Source organism: Phycisphaerae bacterium (genome assembly GCA_019636475.1).
Classification (GTDB): domain Bacteria; phylum Planctomycetota; class Phycisphaerae; order UBA1845; family UTPLA1; genus JADJRI01.
Window position 1 is genome coordinate 107,918 of record JAHBXN010000005.1, and the last position, 21,263, is coordinate 129,180.

13 protein-coding genes are annotated in these 21,263 nt (G+C 59.4%); 7 read left to right on the plus strand and 6 right to left on the minus strand.

The genetic code is table 11. The features are described from left to right. Positions 1–107: 107 nt before the first annotated feature. Together KF841_09690 and KF841_09695 are read right to left on the minus strand one after the other, a co-directional pair. Positions 108–4,190 carry a proprotein convertase P-domain-containing protein gene (locus KF841_09690; protein MBX3395626.1) on the minus strand — a complete coding sequence of 1,361 codons (4,083 nt, stop codon included), beginning with the start codon at positions 4,188–4,190 and terminating at the stop codon, positions 108–110. A gap of 395 nt (positions 4,191–4,585) precedes the next feature. Further along, a complete protein-coding gene (locus KF841_09695) occupies positions 4,586–5,443 on the minus strand; it encodes a DUF1559 domain-containing protein (protein MBX3395627.1) in 858 nt (285 codons plus the stop codon). Between the two features lie 444 nt (positions 5,444–5,887). Here KF841_09695 and KF841_09700 point away from each other — a divergent pair, with 444 nt between their 5' ends. The 7 genes from KF841_09700 (at position 5,888) to KF841_09730 (ending at position 15,758) form a co-directional block, all read left to right on the plus strand. Beyond that, a complete protein-coding gene (locus KF841_09700; GenBank protein ID MBX3395628.1) occupies positions 5,888–6,925 on the plus strand; it encodes a LacI family DNA-binding transcriptional regulator in 1,038 nt (345 codons plus the stop codon). Between the two features lie 55 nt (positions 6,926–6,980). After that, positions 6,981–10,319 (plus strand): alpha amylase N-terminal ig-like domain-containing protein, encoded by a 3,339-nt coding sequence (locus KF841_09705; GenBank protein ID MBX3395629.1) that lies wholly within the window; start codon positions 6,981–6,983, stop codon positions 10,317–10,319. 144 nt (positions 10,320–10,463) lie between these two features. Beyond that, the gene (locus KF841_09710) at positions 10,464–12,860 is read left to right on the plus strand and encodes an extracellular solute-binding protein (protein ID MBX3395630.1); all 2,397 of its coding nucleotides are present in this window, start codon (positions 10,464–10,466) and stop codon (positions 12,858–12,860) included. Between the two features lie 75 nt (positions 12,861–12,935). After that, the gene (locus KF841_09715) at positions 12,936–13,793 is read left to right on the plus strand and encodes a carbohydrate ABC transporter permease (GenBank protein MBX3395631.1); all 858 of its coding nucleotides are present in this window, start codon (positions 12,936–12,938) and stop codon (positions 13,791–13,793) included. A 346-nt stretch (positions 13,794–14,139) separates the two neighbouring features. Beyond that, positions 14,140–14,532, plus strand: a complete 393-nt coding sequence (locus KF841_09720) for a hypothetical protein (protein ID MBX3395632.1) — start codon at positions 14,140–14,142, stop codon at positions 14,530–14,532. Between the two features lie 59 nt (positions 14,533–14,591). Further along, on the plus strand, positions 14,592–14,942 hold the full coding sequence (locus tag KF841_09725; GenBank protein ID MBX3395633.1) for a hypothetical protein: 351 nt from the start codon (positions 14,592–14,594) through the stop codon (positions 14,940–14,942). A 156-nt stretch (positions 14,943–15,098) separates the two neighbouring features. Continuing rightward, entirely contained in the window at positions 15,099–15,758 is a 660-nt protein-coding gene (locus KF841_09730; protein MBX3395634.1) for a hypothetical protein, read from the plus strand. A gap of 78 nt (positions 15,759–15,836) precedes the next feature. On the opposite strand, the gene KF841_09735 is transcribed toward KF841_09730, so the two are convergent. The 4 genes from KF841_09735 to KF841_09750 form a co-directional block, all read right to left on the minus strand. Then, on the minus strand, positions 15,837–17,225 hold the full coding sequence (locus KF841_09735) for an 8-oxoguanine deaminase (protein MBX3395635.1): 1,389 nt from the start codon (positions 17,223–17,225) through the stop codon (positions 15,837–15,839). Beyond that, positions 17,222–19,669: a xanthine dehydrogenase family protein molybdopterin-binding subunit gene (locus KF841_09740; protein MBX3395636.1), complete on the minus strand. Its 2,448-nt coding sequence runs from the start codon at positions 19,667–19,669 to the stop codon at positions 17,222–17,224. Before KF841_09740 ends, KF841_09735 begins: the two co-directional genes overlap by 4 nt. Before the next feature lie 86 nt (positions 19,670–19,755). Further along, positions 19,756–20,259, minus strand: a complete 504-nt coding sequence (locus KF841_09745) for a (2Fe-2S)-binding protein (protein ID MBX3395637.1) — start codon at positions 20,257–20,259, stop codon at positions 19,756–19,758. Then, positions 20,256–21,089, minus strand: a complete 834-nt coding sequence (locus KF841_09750) for a xanthine dehydrogenase family protein subunit M (protein ID MBX3395638.1) — start codon at positions 21,087–21,089, stop codon at positions 20,256–20,258. The genes KF841_09745 and KF841_09750 overlap by 4 nt, the downstream gene beginning before the upstream one ends. Between the last annotated feature and the right edge of the window lie 174 nt (positions 21,090–21,263).

Genomic DNA, 21,263 nt, shown 5'->3' on the forward strand with positions numbered 1-21,263 from the left:
CCCAGCCGCGCTGCTCGAACTGCGAGGGCAGACAACCCCGTGTATCAACGCAGCGGGCCGCGCATATTGCATCGCAGCCCGCCGCATAAAACCGTTCACACTCCGCATCAGTTCAGCAAGGCGTTGACGAAAGCCTGAATGTCGTTGCCGTTGATGCCCGCCGGTGGATTCGGATTGATGTCCGCTTTGAAGAGCGGACAGACATCCGAGTTCGTACCGAGCAGCACCTGAACAAAGACGTTGACGTCTGTCAGATTCACCTGCCCGTCACCATTGATGTCGGCGGGATGCGCGCCACAGAAGGCCGATTCCTCCAACTCGTAGGCCAGGCACTGCTCGCCCGCGAAGTTGGTCAGATTGATGGCCGGGCCAAATCCGAGGTTGCATACTTCGCCGCCCAACCCCGGCAGAAACTGATTGGATGCGAATCCTGTATTTCCCGTCACCAGTGCGAGGACTCGAATCTCCGGACCTCCGCCGGGAAGAATCTCGGCAATACCCAGATCGGCCAGCGAGATGCTCACTTCCATTCCCGAATCCACGTTGCCGGCATCGGCGTCGGATCCACCCAGACAATTGCAGGGCGAGCCGGCCTGTGTGCAGCCCGTTACACCGCCGACATTGTCGTTCCAGAATGCGACCAGCGCACAATTGTCGTTGTTGTATCGCGGATTCGGTCCCTGGTTGCCGAACCCGGTGTAGTTGTCCTGGGTCGCGACCGCCGGGCCCATATGCGACGGAATGTCCGTGCCGAGATACTGCGAAGGTGTCGAATACGTTCCCGAAATGACATACGTCTGCGGATTCAGCAACGCCGACACATCGACCGGATCGCCGGCCGTACTGACATTGGGAATGTTGTCACCGATGAACGCCGGCAGTGCCTGGTTGCTCCAATATCCCCCGCCGCTGGTGACGAACGCCGCAAGTTGAACAGTCGCTCCGTTTCCGCCCGGCGCGGCAAGCCCCAGCGAAGCGCGCGAAACTGCGAACTGATAGCCCGCCGTGGCGCTCGGTGCAAGCGATGCCTGCGTGTTATCGCCGGAATTGCCGTTGACCCCCGCGACATTGTCGTTGTTTGCGGCGTAGGTGTTGGATGCGATGGCGCCGTTCGTAACGCGGGTGATGTCGATCGGCGTGCTGGCCGTGTTATTCAGATTAACCAGCTTGGCCGTCTGGAACGAGTTGCCCGACCGCGTGGCCACGATCGCCCAGTCGGGATTGAAGCCGATCGGTAAGGCATCGTTCGTCAGACCCGTCAGCGCGCCGGGCCAGCCGGACGACCCTGACGTATTGATCGGGTTGGGCCCGGTTCCGACTGTCTCCAGAAGAATGACGATCGCGTTGCCGTTGCCTTCAAGGTTGCCGGTCAGACCGATGTAGAAATTGTTGGCGTCGTTCTGAAGGAACAGTTGATTCAGCTCACTGCCCGCATTGTCGCCCGCCGCGCGAAGCACGCCAGAAAGCGAATTCATATTCTGAAAACCGAGGATTCGCGACGTATTCAACTGGAGATCGGACAACTCGACCGCATACGACCCATCGCCAAACGTGGCGACTGAAATGGCGTAGTCCGCTTCGAGGCAGCTGTCGAGAACCGCGCCGTTCAGGCCCGTGCCGGGGCCGTTGCCGCCGACGGACTGAGGCGGTGTCGCGTTGCCGGCCAGCGTCGTTTCGCCGCCGGGCTTCGTGTCGAGCAGCACCACGTAGGCATTGCCGTTCAACTCGAGGTTGCCGGAGATGGCCAGCTTCAGGCGATCGGCCGTATTGCTGAGCCAGAGTTGGTTCATCTCGCTGCCGGCAGTGTACTGAACACCCGTCGGCGCCTGCGCGTCGCCGAAACAGCTGTAATTGTTCTGCACGGCCAGCGCATCCCCCGGATACTGCGCCGGAATATTGGTACCCGGCGGATTCGCGACGGTGAAGTTCGGGGCGCCATCAAATGAAAGCTCGATGGGATCAACCGTGATGTACTCGGCCGTGGGGAAATCAGCCGCGATCGACACCGGCGGATCGGAATCCGTTCGGAACCCGAGGCAATCGACGCCGCCGCCGACATCTTCCCGAAGATCCAGCGACCATGAATTCAGTGTTCCCGAGTTGCCGGTCACGTTGTCTGTCACGAACAGGATCCAGTCTCCGGCCGTCGGATCGACGTCGTTGAAAGTCAACAGCGAGTTGGTCGCCGGATTGTTGACATCGAATACTCCGGCTCCCGGAGCAACCCACGATGTCAGCGACGTGCCATCGTGAGCGAAAGTCGTCGCCATGTTCGCGCCGGACTGATTGCCGTTCCACAGTCGAACGGTTCGGTTCGAAGCGGGATTGAAGAGGTCGATGGTCAGTTCCTCAACCGCCGGGTGCGTGATGTTGACGGTCACTTCCAGGCCGGTGACGCGTTCGAGTCCCGCGCTCGTGGCATTCGTGGGTGTTAATGTGCTGGCAACCGTGGCCGGCGTGTCACCGACACCGGCATCGTCGATGACCGTCGGCGTGTTGACCGCGTCGGTCGACAGTCGGACTTCGCCGGTTGTCTTGCGAAGCGGAGGAAGCCACTGGTTGCTCATGAATCCGGAGCCGCTGATTACGGCCGCAACAATCTTGATCCCGGGATTTGCACCGATGTTGTATCCGAGACCGAAGCCCGGAGTCTGGCCCGTGCCGGGCGCTCCGTTGAGGTTGAGCGAGAACTGTACGCCGTTGGCGGCGGTGACCGCATTCAACGTCTGCTGGACAGGATCGTCGCCGGCAATGTTATTGACGCCACCGATGTTCTGAAGATTGACGCCGAACGCGTTCACGTCAGGATCGAGATGTCGCGCGCCGCTCGTGGAGAATTCCATTAAAACGACATCCGAAAAACCAAACGTCAAATCCTGCACGGTTGCGCGATGCTGTCCGTTTTGTCTCCAGTACTGAATGGCATATCGCGGGAAGAAGCCGTCGTGCAACTCCAATTCACCCAGTCCGCTGAATGCGCCGGAACCGCCCGTGTAGAACGATCCGTCTCCGAGCGGATTCGCGCCGAATCCGTCGCCGATATCCACGAAGATCACGATCGTATTGTTGAAGGTGTCATTGAGCGGCACGTTCCCGGATACACCGATGTACAGTTTCTGCGCATCGCTGGCGACATAGATTTCGTCGATCTCGGATCCGGGAGACAGCGAGGGCGAAAATGCCGCGGCATTGCCGAAACAGGTGTAGTTGTTCTGAGTCGAAAGCGCCGAGCCATACTTGCTCGGAATATTGACGCCATCTCGCAATCCGGAGGGCGCCGTGCCATCCGGATCGAGGAAGTAAGTCACAAACTGGTTGCTCGGAAACAGGAGTTGGAAATTGACGTTATTGGGCGGGTTGCCCGCCGGATCGTGCACGCCGATGCATGCGACTCCGCCGCCGACGTTGTTGGAGGTGGCCTTCAGTGGCGGAAGCGACTGATTGCTGATGAAACCCGTCCCGTTCACGAGGATCGCATGGACGCGGATGTCATCGGAGAACTGGAGCGGCGTCGAGTAACCGAGCAGATTCAGCGGAATTGCGAACTCGAATCCGTTCGTCGCGGTCGCAGCGTTCAACTGCTGCTGAGCCGGATCGCTCGCGGGCTCGTTGTTCACGCCGAGGAGATTTGAATTGTCCACGGCAAACTGTGTGCCCTGCGACAATGCCTGGCCGATGTCATTCGGATTGGTCACATTGTGAAGCAGCGCGGACTGAACGCCAAGATCATTCCACAGTGCAATCGCATAATTCGGACCGAAGTCGAGGGTGACACCATCCATCTTCCGAAGCGCTTCCGATCCCGTCATGTTCTGGGTATTCAGCACCGGATTGATGTTCGATCCGTCTGTCTCGATGAAGATCAGTACGGTATTCTCGAGGACATCGCTGGGCGTCAGGTTGCCGGTCACGCCGATATACAGCGTGTTGGCGTCGTTCCGGACAAAAAGCTGATTCAGCTCATTGCCCGTCGTCGGATTCGGAAGAATCGCAGCGCGATTGCCAAACCCGGTCGCATTGTTCTGAATCGTGGTGGTGGCCCCGCTGTACTTCGTTTGCAGGCTCTGACCGTCCACGTCTTCCAATGTCTCACAATCCACGCTGCCCGCGCGGACGAAGCTCAATCCCATACACAAAATCGATACCGCATGTACCACTGCAAGAACTGCGAACTGACGACGATATGACACCTTCCACCTCCTGATGATTCCTGTCCAGGTGCCGGCCGCACATGTCGGACGACCGGCTGACAAATTCGTTTCTCGATGACGCCTCCACCTGAGAAAAGCTCTCAGGTGGCACGCCCTTTGGCCATCTCTTTCGCGGCCGAGCCGAGCCATTCCCGCGCCTCGCGAAAGCGGATCGGACTTCGCCTGTGCGGCGACTGTTACGGCGGACGACTCCTCGTAGAACAGGGACTGTCGAAAACGCCCCCCCGGACACTGACCGGCGATTCTCCCTTGTGAGCATCGCCTGATTGATTCTATCAGAGGGTCATTTCAACCCCGCTGACATCGCCCGCCGGGAAACTTTCCCAAGCCCTGCATCACACCGCGAAACACCCGATTATCGGCCGCATGGGAATTCACTCGACGGTCTGCACTTCGCTGCTGCGATTCAGGCCGTTTCCCTCGCCGGACCACCGGGGCTTGCGCAGAAACACACGCGCCCAATAGCGCGTGGCGAATTCCTGCATATCCTGATAGCTGCCGCTTCGTGGTTTGCCCCACTCAACGTGGGAGTCGATGAACAGAAAGTTCATGCCCCGCGTGCCATGATTGTCTTCACCGGTCAGACCTGTTAATGAACCCACGGCTGTGTCATTACGGTTGCTCTGATCAGCCATGATCATGAAGTCGCCGTTGTCGTCAGTTCGGAACAAGGCAACATAGAAATAGCTGATGTGCGACTTTCGCAGATTGTTCTGCTCAGGAAGCGTGCGGGGAAGTTTGCGGAAATCATCGATCTCTTCGGTCGGCCAGAGGTCACCATTGCTCAGGGCGTCCTCTCCAGGCTTGTTATTGCCGCGATCGCTCGGGCAAAGCATCACCTTGGGCGCCGGCAAATAGATCGGATAGGCCCCGTCTTCTCGCGAATATTTCCGCTCCACAACATCCCGGATCATGCCCGCAAAATTGGGCCCCCAGTTGGGAGACGCAAGCTGTTGAACCGTGGCAAGCTCGGTCACCTCGGCATTCGCGTTGGTGGGCGACGGCTTGGCCGGAAACCAACTATTGAAATCCTCGGAATAGTTGATGAAAGCCGTTCCAAACTGGCGGAGATTCGTTCCACAGACGGCCTGTCGCGAGACTTCCCGAGCCCGTGACATCGCGGGAAGGAGGATGGAGATAAGCAGAGCGATGATTGAGATGACGACAAGTAGTTCGATCAGGGTGAAGCCGCGAAAGGTGCCGTCGGTACACTTCCGCCTGGAAGACGCCATGCGACCATCCATCACAGAGTACGAATGCAGCAAACATGGACAGGACTGGCATCGAACCGACCGATCCGTCACCGCGCTGAAATTCGAACTGGTTGACACCGGATTCCCTTCACATCATTGCCATCGACCAGCGGACGCGTTAAGCTTATGGTAAAACCTTTTACTCAACTAAGTATAACGTTTTCGTAACGTCGATCAAGAAAAACCCGGCAGAATCCGTGCATACCCCTGTAACTCACAATGGTTATGCCGGGCACGGGCTCCGCAAATGCCAATGGCGATCGTCCACTTAATGAGGATGTTAAACCGCAGCAATTCGGTGCGGAATCTTTCACGCGCACAGCGCCAACGCCGAAAATAGCGAGTTACAGTATGATAGAACGCACTGAGAAACTTTCCGTCGATGCAGACTGGATCGGCGGTTCTAAACCTGGATTGTCGCGAATGGCCAAACGCAAAGCCGTCAGTATCAAGGACGTCGCACGTGAGAGCGGTTCGTCCTTAACCACGGTATCTCTGGTGCTTAACAAACGGGACCGCCGGATCAGCGTAGAAACCCGACAGCGGATTCTGGAGGCGGTCGATCGACTGGGCTATCGCCCGAGCCGACTGGCACAGGGACTCCAATCTCAGAAATCGGGTTTCCTGGCGATCCTCGTTCCGCAACTTCGGCACGCCTTCGCCGACGCCTACTTCGGCGAGCTTATCAGCGCGATCCAGGAGACCGCACGCCAATCCGAATACAAAGTCATTCTTGAAGTTGCGGATGACGCTTACATCGCCGCCAAAGAGTACCTGGAGCTCTTCCGGCGCCATTTCATCGACGGCCTGCTCTGCCTCGGAATCACCAATAGAGACACCTACCTGCGAGATTTTGTTTCTGAGCAGTTCCCCGTAATCCTCGTCAACAACTACGTCTCGGACATCAGGCTCAATCACGTCGGCTGCGACTACGAAGCCGCGGGACGCCTCGCCGGCGAACACCTCATAAAACTGGGCCATCGAAAGGTCGGCCTCATTCACGGTGCCGCCGAGGTCCAGACGACGCACGATCTGCGGCGTGGCTTCGAAAGCGCGCTCAGAAAGGCAGGCGCAAAACTGCCACAATCCTGCGTGCATGACGGACTCTTCACCGAAGAAGGTGGCGCGGCGGCAGCTGTCGCACTGATAAAACGCGAACCGGGTTTGACCGCCCTCTTCGCCGGAAATGACAAAATGGCCATCGGCGCGCTGGCCGGCATCAAAAGCCTCGGACTCCGGGTGCCGGAGGACGTAAGTGTCATCGGCTGCGATGACATTCATCAGGGCGCGTTCTGCGATCCGCCGCTGACAACAATTCACACCCCGCTCTTTGAGCTGGGCCGCCAGGCTTGCAGCCGCCTGTTCGAGCTGATCGACGGCCGCATCGCCAGCGTGACAGAGACCTGCCGAGTCAGCGTTGTCGTCCGCCAATCCTGCGCCGCGCCGCGCAGCTCGCAATAGAATCCCATCAATTCGGCGATCGGTCGATCCAGCCGACTAAATCAGAGGAGCCTGAATGGGAATTGCAATTCTCTGGAACACGTTTTCAACGCGTTGTTTGCGTGCGATATCGGCGCGCTGGACCCTTGCCACCGCCCTGCTTCTTGGACTCGGCGTTTCGGCGGTCGCACGCGCCGATTCGGACGATCGCATCCATCTGGCGGGCTCGTTCAACAACTGGGCCACCTCCGACGATTCCTTCAAGCTCAACCACGTCGGAGATCGTTATGAGTTGCAGCGATACATGGGCTGCGGCCTGTACGAATTCAAATTCGTCTTCAATGGGACATGGCAACGACACCTCGGCGACGCCGGCGGCGAAAACCGCCTGACACAGCCGGGAGGCAACATTCACCTCGTTTGTCCCCAATCAGGCGAGTATCTGATCTGGCTTGACGTCGACAAGATGAAGTGGGGAATGGAGCATCGTCCGGCGTCTCGGCCGTACGCCATCATCACGATCGAGCGTGCAAGCTGCGACCACTACATTCTCGATCCGTCGCAGAGCATTCCAACCGCAGGCAAGACCCTCCTCTATCGTTGGGGCAGCGGTTCAAGCGACCTGGGGCCCAATGATTGGTACATCGAACGGAAGGAATACACCGATCATCTCTTCCTCAATGCCCCGGGACAGCTCGAAATTCAACTCGTCGTCACCGATGGCGAACTCGCGGACACGGCCGTCGTGAACGGCACCTTCGGCAATGGATTTCAGTTGTCCGCGCGAACAAACAAAACCGCATCGGCTGGAATGCATCTCGTCGGCGAGGACCTGTGGGCCGCCCCCTACACCGCTGACCACGATGGAACTGAAATCTTCATCGTCACCGGCACGGGCCGTGGCACCGACACGAGCCCGACATCCTTCACGGTCAGAAAAGACCGGACGTACTACGTACTCTACGACAACGCCCTTCGAACAATCAGCATCGAGACTTCAGGCTATCACTACTTCCTGTTTGATCCGAAAAGCGACGATCGTCTGCCCAAAGACCTGGTGCTGGAACGGGTGGACATCGTCGGCAGTTTCAACAACTGGAAAGCGGGAGTGACCCCGACGCGGCGGATCCACCCCGCGAAGTATGAAGCTCTGGTGCCGTTGCCCGAGGGACTCCACCATTACAAGTTCGCCGTCAACGGCGCGATCTTCCTCGATGACAAGACGGCCGATCCGAAGCTCAGCACCCCGGACAACCACGGCGGCCGGAACAGCGGCCTGTTGATCGGCGATGACGCAAAGCAGTTCGGCGAGGCAAAGCCCGATCACATTACCGCCGAAGCGATCAGACATTCGACGCGCCGGCAGGAGTACTTCGCCCCCTATTCGCGATCCGATGCCCTTGTCACGCTTCGGACGCTCGCAAACGACGTGGAGTCGGCAAGCCTGTGGACGGACGACTCGAACGATCCGATTCCGATGGCTCGCACTGAATCGCGTCTTGGATTTGACTACTGGCAGGCGACCGTCAACGCGCCGAGCGCCAGGCCGAACTACCGATTTGAAGTCGTCGACGGCAATACGAGCCGCTGGATGGACGCCGATGGCGTGCACGAAAAGCGAGCTGAGGCAAGTCACCCATTCACTGCGGAAATCAAGATGAGTTTCGAAACGCCGGATTGGGCTCGAAATGCGGTCTGGTACCAGGTCTTCCCGGAACGATTTCGCAACGGAACGCCGGACAACGATCCGCCGAGAACCGTGCCGTGGACGCACAAATGGCACGCGCCTTACAAAGCGCCTTCGGACGTCAAATCCGGTAGTCCGGCAGATTTTGAAGAAACCGGCGGCTTCTTTAATTACATATTTGATCGTCGGTATGGCGGCGATCTCCAGGGCGTTCGGGAGAAGCTCGGCTACCTCCGCGATCTCGGCATCAACGCCATCTACCTCAATCCCATCTTCCTTGCCGAGTCCATGCACAAGTACGACGCGTCGGATTACCGGCACATTGACGACTTCTTCGGCGTGAAGGACAGCCTGAAGAAAATCAAAGGCGAAACGATCGATCCCGCTACATGGCAATGGTCGGAGAGCGACAAGGTTTTCCTCGAATTTCTGAACATCGCGCATCAAATGGGATTCAAGGTCATCATCGACGGCGTATTTAATCACGTTGGACGGGATTTCTGGGCCTTCAAGGATGTACTGGAACACGGACGCGAATCGAAATTCGCGGGGTGGTTCGATATCGTCAGTTGGGACCCGTTTCACTACAAGGCCTGGGACGGGGACGATGGCTCGCTGCCCCGATTGAAGCACGACGATGCACTCGGGCTGGCCGCACCGGTGCGTGAACATCTCTTCGCTGTCACGCGGCGATGGATGGATCCCAACGGCGACGGCGATCCATCCGACGGGATCGACGGCTGGCGGCTGGACGTGGCCGCGGACATCAACGCGAATTTCTGGAAGGACTGGCGAAAGCTGGTTAAATCAATTAACCCAGACGCATACATCGTGGCGGAGCTTTGGGAAGAGTCGAAGCCATGGTTGGATGGACGCACCTTCGATGCGGTGATGAACTATCCCTTCGCGGTCCGCGCGCAGCAGTTCTTCGTGAACAAAGCCAGGGCGACGAAGCCGAGCGAATTCGATCAGGCCCTCAAGGACATGCTCTCCTGGTATCAACCCCAGGTGAACTATGTGCTCCAGAATCTCTATGACAGCCACGATACCGATCGGCTCGCATCGATGTTCATGAACCCGGACCTGGAGTACGACAAATCGAACCGATTGCAGGATAACGGGCCGAACTACAACGAAGCCAAGCCGACGCCCGACTGTTATCACCGAATGAAGTCGATGGTCACCTTTCAGATGACGTTCCTCGGTGCGCCGATGGTGTATTACGGCGACGAGGTCGGCATGTACGGCGCCGACGATCCATCGGATCGCAAACCAATGCTCTGGGATGATCTGCCGCCGAACGACGACCCGGAGGAACGAATCGAAAAAGACGTTCTTGAACACTTTCGGCGGCTCATTGCGATCCGCAATACATTTCCGGCGTTGCAGACCGGCACGTTCCGCTCCATCACATGCCGTGACGATCTCGGGGTCTATGGGTTTTGCCGGACTTCAGGCAGGGAATCGGTGGTTGTCGTGTTCAATAACAGCGACAAGGCCTATCGGCTCAACCTGCCGTCGCCATGGCCCAACGGTTCCAGAATCGTAAGACTGGATGATCCGAATCAGACCGAGCTGATCATGCCCGCGAAGGATGAACCAACCGCTCGACCGAGGGTGCGTCCAAAAGCGGACCTCGAAACAGATTTGAAGGTGGAGAACGGGCTGTTGCACGGAATGATGCTCGAGCCCCGATCGGCCGCGGTCTTCGCGGTGGTCGGATCGTGATCCTGCGGATTTCGGTGTTGAGTTTCGCTGACTGCGGAGTGTCGGACCGAGCCCTCATCGCGAGGCATGGCAATCAGGATGCTTCAGTAGGCGGCTGCCGTTAGGTCCTGCCGACCGGAACTGGGACGATCAGAGGCGTCACGCTTGCGATCCAGGAACCTGCTCATTCAATTTGCCAAGGCGGCTCGGCTGATCGTCGGGGCTGTGGCCGCCGCGATTTTGCTGTTCTCGTTTCTATGGGTGTTCGCCTATCGACCGATACGCGACGGCGTGCAGCGTGCGGACGAAATCGTCATCTCACTGATTCACTGGGGTGAAGATGATGAGGATCGAATCGTTGCCGATCTTGTCAAGGATTTTCTTGAACAGCCCGGCAACGAGAAAATTCGCGTACGCCGAACAAATCTCGGTCAGGCCGCAGCCGTCAATACCAAACTGCATGCGATGTTCGCTGCCGGCGAACCGCCCGATGTGTTCTATCTCGGATACGAAAAGGTCGCCGATCTCGCATCCAAAGACCTGCTCGCGGATATCGACCGCCTCATCGCCGATGATGTGGCCGCGGGCCGCGAAACGGTCGATCTGTCGGGCTATTTTCTGAATGTTGTCGATTGCTTCCGTTTCGATCGCGAGACACAGCGAATGGGCAACCGACGCGGTCGCCTCGTCGCACTGCCCAAGGATTTCACACCGGCCGGCTTCTATTACAACAAGACGCTTCTCGCCCGCGCAGGCGTGGCGGAGCCGCCGATTGCGGGCTGGACGTGGGAGGAGTTCATAACCGCGTCGCGAGAAGTCGCCAGATTGCCCGGTTGCTACGGTGCCGATTTTGTGACGTGGGAGACGATGGTCCGGCTGTTCGCATGGAACCACGGCGTGGACTTCCTGTCGAATGACTTCAGCGAACACTACCTGAACGATCCGAAGCTACATGCCGTACTCGCGACACTCCAAGGTTGGTTTCACAATGAGAAACGCACCTTGTTTTCCGCCAAGACTCAGCTCGAGACCGGCATGGAACCGTTTCTGGCGGGCAACGTCGGATTCGCGGGACCACTCGGCCGTTGGAAAGTGCCCACATACCGTCTGATTCGCAGCTTCGAGTGGGACTACGCCCCCCTGCCGCACTCTCAGGGATTGCCCGCCCGCAACGGCATCTTCACGGCCGCATGGGGCATCGCCAACAGCAGCCCTCGCAAGGCCGAGGCGTGGCGATTTGTCAAACACATGAACAGCCGCCCGGCGCAGGAGCGGATGTGCCGCGCCGGCCTCGCTTTGTCGGTTATCAAGGAAGTGTCGAATGGTCCGGATTTCATCGACGAAGGCCGACCCCCGCGAAACTATCGCGCCTATCTGGACGCCGCGGAATACGCGGAGCCGATCAACTGGCCGGCTGATCCGGCCTATCTCCACCAGCTGCGCGTACGACTGGAGAACATCTTCAAGCAAAATGCTGATATCCCGGCCAAGCTGGCCGAGGTCGACAGGGAGTGGCGACAGATCGAACGCAAGCACGCCAACGAAGTTCATTACACCCGGGTGAACTGGGCCGGTGTCATCGGATGGATTGTCGGACCCATCGGCGCATTCGCCGTCGGCGGGACGGTGTATTGGTGGGTGCGGCGCCCGCGCGGTCAGGCGATGCGGGAGGAACTCGCCGGTAACATCATGGTCAGCCCATGGGTGATCGGTCTGATGGCATTCACAGCCTTCCCAATCGTCATGTCATTCCTGCTGTCCTTCATGCGATGGAGCGGCATGGCCTCGCTGGACACGGCAAAATGGGTTGGATTCGACAACTTTGTGTCGATGTGGGAGTTCGACCCGACCTTTGTTCGCGCGCTCTATGTCACGACGGTGTACGCGCTGCTTGCCGTGCCGAGCGGCCAGATCGCAGCGCTTCTCGCCGCGATGCTGATGAACCATGAATGGAAAGGAATCGGCGCATTCCGAGCGATCTGGTATCTACCGAGTGTCCTCGCCGGAGTCGGCATGGCGGTCATGTGGAAGTGGGTGTTCCACCACGAACACGGGCTGATGAACGACGTGCTATCGAAAATCCTGCCGGCCTCTGTCGCACCGCCGGCGTGGTTTGAGAAAGACGCAGACCGCTGGGGCGTGCCCGCGTTCGCCATCGTCAATCTGTGGTCGATTGGCGGCACCATGATGATTTATCTGGCGGGGCTCAAAGGAATTTCAAAGGAACTGTACGAGGCGGCTGCAATCGACGGCGCGACCGGATGGCGTCGATTCCTGCATGTCACCCTGCCGATGCTCAGCCCGGTTATTTTCTTTAACGTCATCATCGCGATAATCGCTTCGTTTCAGGTCTTCACGCAGGCATTCATCATGACGGGCGGGGGACCGGGCAACGCAACCCGATTCTATGTGATTCAGCTCTACAACCAGGCTTTTGACCTGCATGACATGGGGTATGCCAGTGCCATGGCATGGCTCCTGTTACTAATCGTCCTCGGCCTGACGATCGTCGTCATGCGAGGCAGCAGGCGATTCGTGTACTACGAAGCACTGAAAGGCTGATGCACCGTTCGATTGGCGGCGGTTCGCATGAGTTCGCCGCGGCAGGAGCAACCGGGAAGGGAGCAGCTGGCCGAAATGATGTCGTCTCGCATCCAGAAAAGCCTGACTCTATTCGTCCTGCTCGCGGGATCCGTCGCGATGATGTTCCCTTTCTGGTGGATGATCGTCACCAGTCTTTCAACCGGCGAGGAAGCGAGTCAGTCAGCGTCCGGATTCCGACTCTGGCCCAGCGCCGCCCAATGGGCAAATTATCCCGCTGCCCTGAGCAGGATGGGAAGCCGCGAATGGATCGGATTCCTCGACGCCATGTCGAATACCGTCGTCATAACGACGCTGGTCGTCATCGGACAGGTCTTGTCGTGCAGTCTGGTGGGATACGCATTCGCGAGGGTGCGGTTTCGCGGCCGGGACGCCCTCTTCATCGTGATGATCGCGACGATGATGTTGCCGGCTCAGGTCACGATGATCCCGCTTTTCATTCTCTTCCGCTGGTTCGGATGGATTGACACGTTCCTGCCCCTTGTCGTACCCGCGTTTTTCGGGAGCCCCTTTTTCATTTTCATGTTTAGGCAGTTTTTCGCCCAGGTGCCCGAAGCGCTGGTCGAAGCAGCCCGGGTTGACGGCTGCGGTTCTTTTCGCATCTGGTGGCAGATCATGCTGCCCATCTGCAAGCCTGTCATCGCAATCACCGCCATTTTCACGTTCATCGGCGCTTGGAACGATTTTCTCGGGCCCCTGATTTACCTCCAAAGTGAGGAAAAAATGACGCTGGCCGTCGCACTGAACTCATTCCAGAACCAGTACGGCGACTTTCGCGATGCGAATTACCTGATGGCGGCGAGCATTGTCACAATGGTGCCCTGCATCGCGCTTTTTATCGTGGCTCAGAAGCAATTCATCAGCGGCCTGGCCCTCGGCGGCGTCAAGGGATAACGCTTTCCGGGGAGGGAATTGGATTGCCCCGGATCAAGCCCCGGGCTGGCGGTCGCCGCTCCCCGAAATCAACCAAAATTTGATCGCTCAGAGGTCTGGACGCCCAACGAAAAAGCGTCTACGAATTGCCGCGCTGGCGACGGCGATCTCGGGGCCAGACCCCGCAGATTCCCGCCCGCATTCGGTAAATATTCGCCTCGGTGATGCAGGCGAAACGGGGCCGCGGCGGCACCGCCGAAAATTGTGCTGACCCGCTTGACGAATCGTCGGAAATTCGCCAACTTCACAGCCGTTGGCGAAAGCGGTGGTCGCTGAGAGTGAGTGAATCATTAGGAGTAGGTCACGCATGGTCAAGCTAGGAGTCGGATCCGAAGACCTCTTGTTAACTGAAAAGGGGTTCGATTTTGTTGAAGTGTTTTTCGCCCGGTCGCGAAGCGAGGCCGACCGCTGCTGTCGCCGATTGGAAGCCGTCTCGATTCCGGCTCAGGTCGAATCAGCAGCGTCGCTGCCGTCCGAGTGCGGGGTGGCGGTGCTCGTGCCATCCACCAGGTTGGTCGAAGCGTCCGAAATTCTCACGCGGATGGCACACGACGATGAGGACGAAGACTTCGAAATCGATGACGACGATGAAGACGATGATTATGGGAGCGACGACGACCTCGAGTTCGACGGCGATGACGATGACGACGAATTTGACGATGACGACGCCGACGAACCTGAAGAGGACGACGATTTCTGACGATAGGCGAGGGGGGACCGATCTCGCCTGACGGGCCGGCCCCGCCGGAGGACCGTGCCGTGAGCCTACCTCATCGAGATCAGCGAGACGTAGTCGAATCGACCGTGATGCAGGACGATCGCCGAAAGACGGTCGTGGATCGTCGCGCCGGATTGGAACGCCGCCGAGGACCGGGGCGACGCCGGCCGGAGTCACGCCGCAGCGCCGAGGAAGGCGAACTCAACGAAGAGCAGTTCGAGTTCGTCATGGCAATCGACGAATACAAGCGAACGAACAAACGGCCGTTTCCGAGTTGGACCGAAGTGCTTGAGGTGATAAAATACCTTGGGTATCGCAAGGTTGCGGAGCGGGGGCAGCATCTGGACCGTTTGGACCCGGAGGAGGATTCCGGATCGTCGTTCAATGACTGACCCGAGCTTCCGGCCGCATCGGCGGCCCGGTCGACGAGCAGCATCCGGCCCATCGGCTTTCCTCGATGGAGCCTTTTGGCCGATAGGCATGTATCGTCGAATCGCATCGCGGTCCGTCAGATTGGCGATTCCCGGCCTCGCGGATGGTTGTCGCCCATGTTCGCATCCGGCTACCAGGTAACTGACGTTCTGATGCTCGTCCTTTGTGTCGGGCCGGTGGCGACCTATTTCCTCACACTCGGACTGGTCAACAGTCACGCCCGCCCCTGCATCATCACGAGTCGAGCCGACTTCATCTCCCTGACGATCGTGCTCATTCCGCTTCTCGTTGTGCCTTTGCCAACGCTCGCAGGCTCAAGCCATCTGTGGCTGCTCGGCCTGGCGACGCTGGGATTCGCGATGGCCTTCCATCGCCTGCTGCCGGCGGCTGACGCCGGTTTCGTGATTTATAACATCTCAGAAAAACGATGCCGTCGGCTGGTCGAGGACGCACTTCGCTCAATAGGTTGGCACGGTTCCTGGTCGGCCGAGACCTGGCACGATCGCGATGGCCGCTTCGCACTTTCACTGCGCAGCTTTACCCCGCTTCGCAACGTGACCCTCCATGTGGAACACACGGACGGCATCGATCCAGCCGTAAGATTGGCTGCGCTGCGCGCAGCGATGGAACATGAGTTCCGATCAGTCTCGCAGATGCCGTCGACGATGGGCGCATGCCTCGTCATGGTCGGCGTCGCGCTGATGATTATTCCCTTGTGGATGGTGAGCCGGCATATCGATCAACTGGTGGACGCCGTCACGTACCTTTTCGGTTGAATCGTCACCATCGTCCCCTGCCATGCCGCTTTGCTGCTCGAATCGCAGCGCCCATTCAGCCCTTCCCCCGCGCCTTCATCAGGGCATCTGGAAAGAGAACCGCTCCCGCACGAGTCGATTAAATCGTTCGATCAGCGCCGGCAGATCAACCAGCTTGTGCCGACCGTCTTCGATGACGGTGCGCCCGTTGATAATCAGTCGATCAACGCGAGCCGTCCGGCAGAGCATGATCGCGCCGAGTGGATCCTGCTCAATCGCGCCGGCGAGTGACAGATCGTCCCGCCGAAACATCGCAAGATCGGCCGAAAATCCGGCGGCAATGTTCCCAAGCCGTGGACGATTCAGAACCTCGGCGCTACCGACGGTGCCCAGTGAAAACGCCTCCGCCACGGACAAGCCGAGCGGCCCCCGCGCGGCTCGCTGAAGCAGCAGCGCCTGGCGAGCCTCCGCGAGAAGATGACCGCCGTCATTTGAAGAACTGCCGTCAACCCCCAGTCCCACTCGACCCCCGGCGTCCAGTAAGGCGCGAACCGGCGGAATCCCGCTGCCGAGTCGCATGTTCGATGACGGACAATGGGCGATGCCGGTCTTCGTTTCCGCCAGCCGACAAATGTCCGAATGGTTGAGGCAGACACAGTGCGCCAGATAAACATCAGGACCCAGCCAATCGAGCGAGTCCAGCAGATCGATCGGCCGCGCCCCGAATCGATTCAGGCAGTATTCCTCCTCGTCAAGCGTTTCAGCAGCGTGAGTATGCAGCAGCGCGCCGCGGGAGCGTGCCAGCGACGCGACATCTTTCATCAACTCCGGACTGACGGAGAACGGGGAGCAGGGCGCCAGATCGATCCGCCGCATCGAGTGCTCCCCGCCGTCGTGGAAGCGATCCATTGCCCGTTCACAATCCTGCAAAATCGCGCGTTCGTCCTCCACGCAGTCGTCCGGAGGCAGGCCGCCCGCGGAATGCCCCACGCTCATGGAGCCCCGGCAGGCGTGAATTCGCATTCCCATTTCCTCCGCCGCGTCGAGAACCGCTTCCAGCCGGGCATCCGTTCCCCGCGGAAAAATGTAGAAATGGTCGCTGGTGGTCGTGCATCCGGAGAATTGCAGCTCGGCAATGCTGATTTGCGCGGCAAGTTTGACGGAGGAGTAGTCGATATGTCGCCAGCGTTTGTACAACTGGGTCAGCCAGTCGAAAAGCGACGCATCCTGCACGCAGCGCAGACACCGCGTGAGCGACTGGTAAAGGTGATGATGCGTGTTGATCAATCCGGGAAGAATGACGTGCCCTGAGGCGTCGAACCGTTCACTCCGCCCGTCGGCCGTTCTCGCGGCGCCGTCGGCGCCCCCATCCCCGAGTTGGACTTCCGTGATAACGCCATCGCCGATGGAGATCGATTCGCACGGCGAAACAATCGGCGCACCGTCGCGATGTGCAATGAGCGTTCCGTTGAAAATTGTATCTGTCATCGCGCCATCCGCGCATGCTCGGGCGTTAAGCGATCCAGTCCGGACATGTCCTCCCCGCGTGAGGACTCGAAGCCGTTGATCATTTCCCAGACGCGCTGAGGAGTGCAGGGAAGCCGATCCGGCATGACGCCGATTGCGTCCCCGATTGCGCCCAGCACGGCCGGAACCGCTGCAATCAATGGCGGCTCACCAACGCCCCGCGCCCCGAAAGGTCCGCCCGGATCATCATGTTCCAGTATGACGGTCTCGATCTCCGGCACGTCACGAAAGGTCGGCAGAATGTAATCGGTGAAATTCGGATTGAGCATGCGCCCTTCCTTCATCACAACCTCTTCCATGAGAGCCATGCCGATACCCTGTGTCGCCCCGCCCACCATCTGCCCGGCGACCGACTGTGGATTGATCGCTCGTCCGACATCATGGCATGCGATATACCGCTCAACGCGCACTTCGCCCGTTTCCACATCAACCACCACCTGCGCGATATGCGATGCGAACAAGTAGGTGATGAACGACCGAGGCGACTGGCCGGTCTCAAAATTCTCGCACACCGTGCGCGGCTTGAAAATGCCTTCGCCGGTGAGCGAATAACCCCGCTCCCGGGCAGCCGATACGACCTCGCGAAGAGGCATGTTGATCTGACGATCGAACCGCCCGACGACGGCCCCGCTGACAAGGTCCAGTTCATGCGGATGAACCTGGAGCACCCGGCCCGCCACGTCGAGCACCTGTTCTCGAAGCTCGCTCGCGGCGATTTTCACCGCATTGCCGGTGAAATACGTCTGGCGAGTCGCCGACGACGAGCCGGATTCATGAGTGCGGTCGGTATCGGCCCAGACCACGTCAACGTCATTTGTCGCCAGACCCAGTTCTTCAGCCGCGATCTGGGCCATGATGGTGATCAGCCCCTGCCCATATTCGACGCCCCCGGTGTAAACCTCCAGCCGGCCGCCCGTCGAAAACCGTACCGTGGCTCGACTGGCATCAGGAAATCCGTCGCCATAGCCCAGCCCGAAACAGATGACACTCATGCCGACGCCGCGCCGTTGATGCGGCAGCAGCGGTGGGTCCTTCCGCCGTCCGCGATCAAACCGCGACCAGGCCGATTCGACACACTCCACGGCCGTGCAGATCGGGACCACCTGACCCGTCGTGACGCTGTCGCCGTTTCGAATCAGATTCCTCAAACGCACTTCACGACGATCCAGCTTCAGGCGTGCGGCAAGACGATCCATCATGCCCTCGTATGCGATCGCCATCTGGCAAGCGCCGAAGCCCCGCATGGCGCCGGTCGGATTGTTGTTCGTGAAGATGCCGTACACATCGACATGGATGTTGGGCACTCGATAAGGACCGGTCGCATGGCTGGCCGCCTTGCGAAGCACGGCCGGCCCGGTCGAGGCGTACGCGCCCTCTTCCGAAAAAACAGTTATCTTGGCGGCAGTCAGAATGCCTTCGCTCGTCGCGCCGAGCGTATAGTGAATTCGAAGTGCATGGCGCTTGTGCCGCGCCCGCATCGACTCCTCCCGGCTGTAGCGCATCGCAACGGTCTTGTTCGGGTGTCGCAATGCGACCATGCCAAGGTATATCTGGATGCTGATATCCTCACGGCCGCCGAACGCCCCGCCGGTCGCCGGGCAGATAATGCGAACGGTCTCCAGCGGAAGTCCCAGCGCCAGCGCAACGAGACGCCGCTCCTCGTGTGCCCACTGTCCCGAAACCTGAATCGTGAGGTGGCGGCCGTCCCAACGAGCCACGCCGGCTTCGATATCCAGAAACGCATGATCGACGGTCTGCGTTTCAAAGGTCTCGCTGACGACCACATCCGCAGCGTCAAGTGCCGCATCGGCATCACCTTTGCGAATGCGCTTGCCGCCCATCAGATTGCCTTCCGGATGCAGCTTCGGCGCATCGGGAGCCAGCGCATCATCCATTGTTGCGATCACCGGCAGCGCATCACACTCAACCATGACCGAATCACGGCCGAGCTGCGCCGCCCGTTCGCTTTCAGCGACGACGATGGCGATTGCATCGCCGCGATACAGGATGCGATCCTCGACGAGGACCGGATGATCCCGGTGAATCAATCCCTGGCGATTGGTTCCGGGAGCGTCCTTCGACGTATAGACCGCGATCACACCGGGGACTTCAAGCGCCTTCTCGGCCTTCACGGACCGCAGATTCCCGTGAGCGATGTCAGCTCGAACAACCTGAGCAAACAAGTCGGCGCGATCATGAAACAGGTCCGCGCCGTACAGCGCCGCGCCGGTGACTTTCTCGACACCATCAATTCGGCGGGCATTCGTCCCCACCGGGCCGCGGATCTCCTCCTTGTACGGCGTCGTCGAAGGTTCAACGAGCGTCTCGGATGCCTGATCGGGGCGAACCGATGCGACCTCGCAAGGTCGCGAATCTCCGGATATCTCGGAAGAAGGATCCTTCATGAATACACGACGTATTGGGAAAATCGCCGACCCGTAAACGGGCGACCTGACCAGTTCTCAACCCATCACAACGCGTTCAGGCCTTCTCACGCCCGGCACTGGCGCCATTCCTTCGCCGCGTCGCGAACCGCTTCACAGATCGATTTATAGCCGGTGCATCGGCAGATGTTGCCTTCCATCCCTTCAAAGAACTCGTCCTCGGTCGGGTCAGGTGTGCTCTCCAGAAGCACCTTCGCTGACATGATCAATCCGGGAGTGCAGTATCCGCATTGCGCCGCGCCGCTGGCCAGAAACTTTTCCTGTAGGATATGCAGCTTCTCCCCCTCGGCGAGACCCTCGATGGTCTCAATGCGGCAGCCTTCCATCTGAGGCGAAAGCACAAGACAGCTGTTCGTCGCTTCGCCATCGACGATGACTGTGCATGAACCGCATTCGCCTTCGAGGCACGAGCCTTTCGTTCCGGTCAGTCCCAGCCGATCCCTTAAAGTGAAAAGCAGGGTCTCATCGACCGGTACTTCGAGATCAACCGGCGCGCCATTGACGGTGCATCGGAGTCGCCACGAGGCATTGCAGACCCGTCGTTCATTCATGCTGCCGTCTCCTCGGCGGCCTGTTCATCCCGCAACTGGGTGAGCAATCGCCGCGTCAGCACGCCGCACATTGCACGCCGATAGGCCGCCGACGCGCGATGGTCGTCAATCGGCGCGACCTCCAACATGGCCGCCCGCGCCGCCTCCGAAATCGTCTCGTCCGAAATGCCGCCCTGCGTAATGATCGATTCCGCTCCGCGCGAACGAACGACCGTCGGGGCGACACAGCCGAAGCTGATTCGCACATCGCCGCGCGGAGAGAGGCCTACCGCACAACACACAATGCTGATGTTGATTGAACCACGCTTGCCGATCTTGTACCAGGCGGTGCGCCAGTCCGTCGGGAAAGAGACCCCCGTAATCAGTTCATCGGGCTGCAACGCGGTCTGTCGAAATCCTCTGAAGAAATCCGCGATCGAGATTGTTCGCGAGCCCCGGTCGGCATTGGAAAGTTCGACGAGCGCGTCAATCGCCAGAAGTGCAACACACCCGTCACCCGCCGGAGAGGCCGTGCCGAGATTCCCGGCGATCGTCCCCCGATTGCGAATGGCGGGCCCGCCGACCGTCATGGCCGCGTCCGCAAGGCAGCGGACAGGCAATCGTCCCAGTTGCGAGAAAGTCGCGCCGCCCATCACCCACAATGAATCAGTCTCGCGCCGCACGGCGCGAAAACCCTCGATCCGCGAGAGATCGAGAAAATGCGGCGGATGCCGTGACGATCGATTCATCGCGACGACGATGTCAGTCCCCCCCGCGATGGGAAGTACGTCACCGCCCATCTCCGCGCGAATACGCAGGGCCTCGGCGACGTCATGCGGTTGGTGGAACATGATCTTGCTTTCGATTTGCCGAGCTACCAGGCGGGCACTACCCAGTGGCATCCCGCGTGCCCCTCGCGTCGATTGTCGTCTCTCCGCCTGATCACATGCCCGATCCACCGAGCCGGTCAGTTCCCGTCCAAACATGCGCCGCACGATACGTCGGCTGTCGCCCCCCAACCCCGC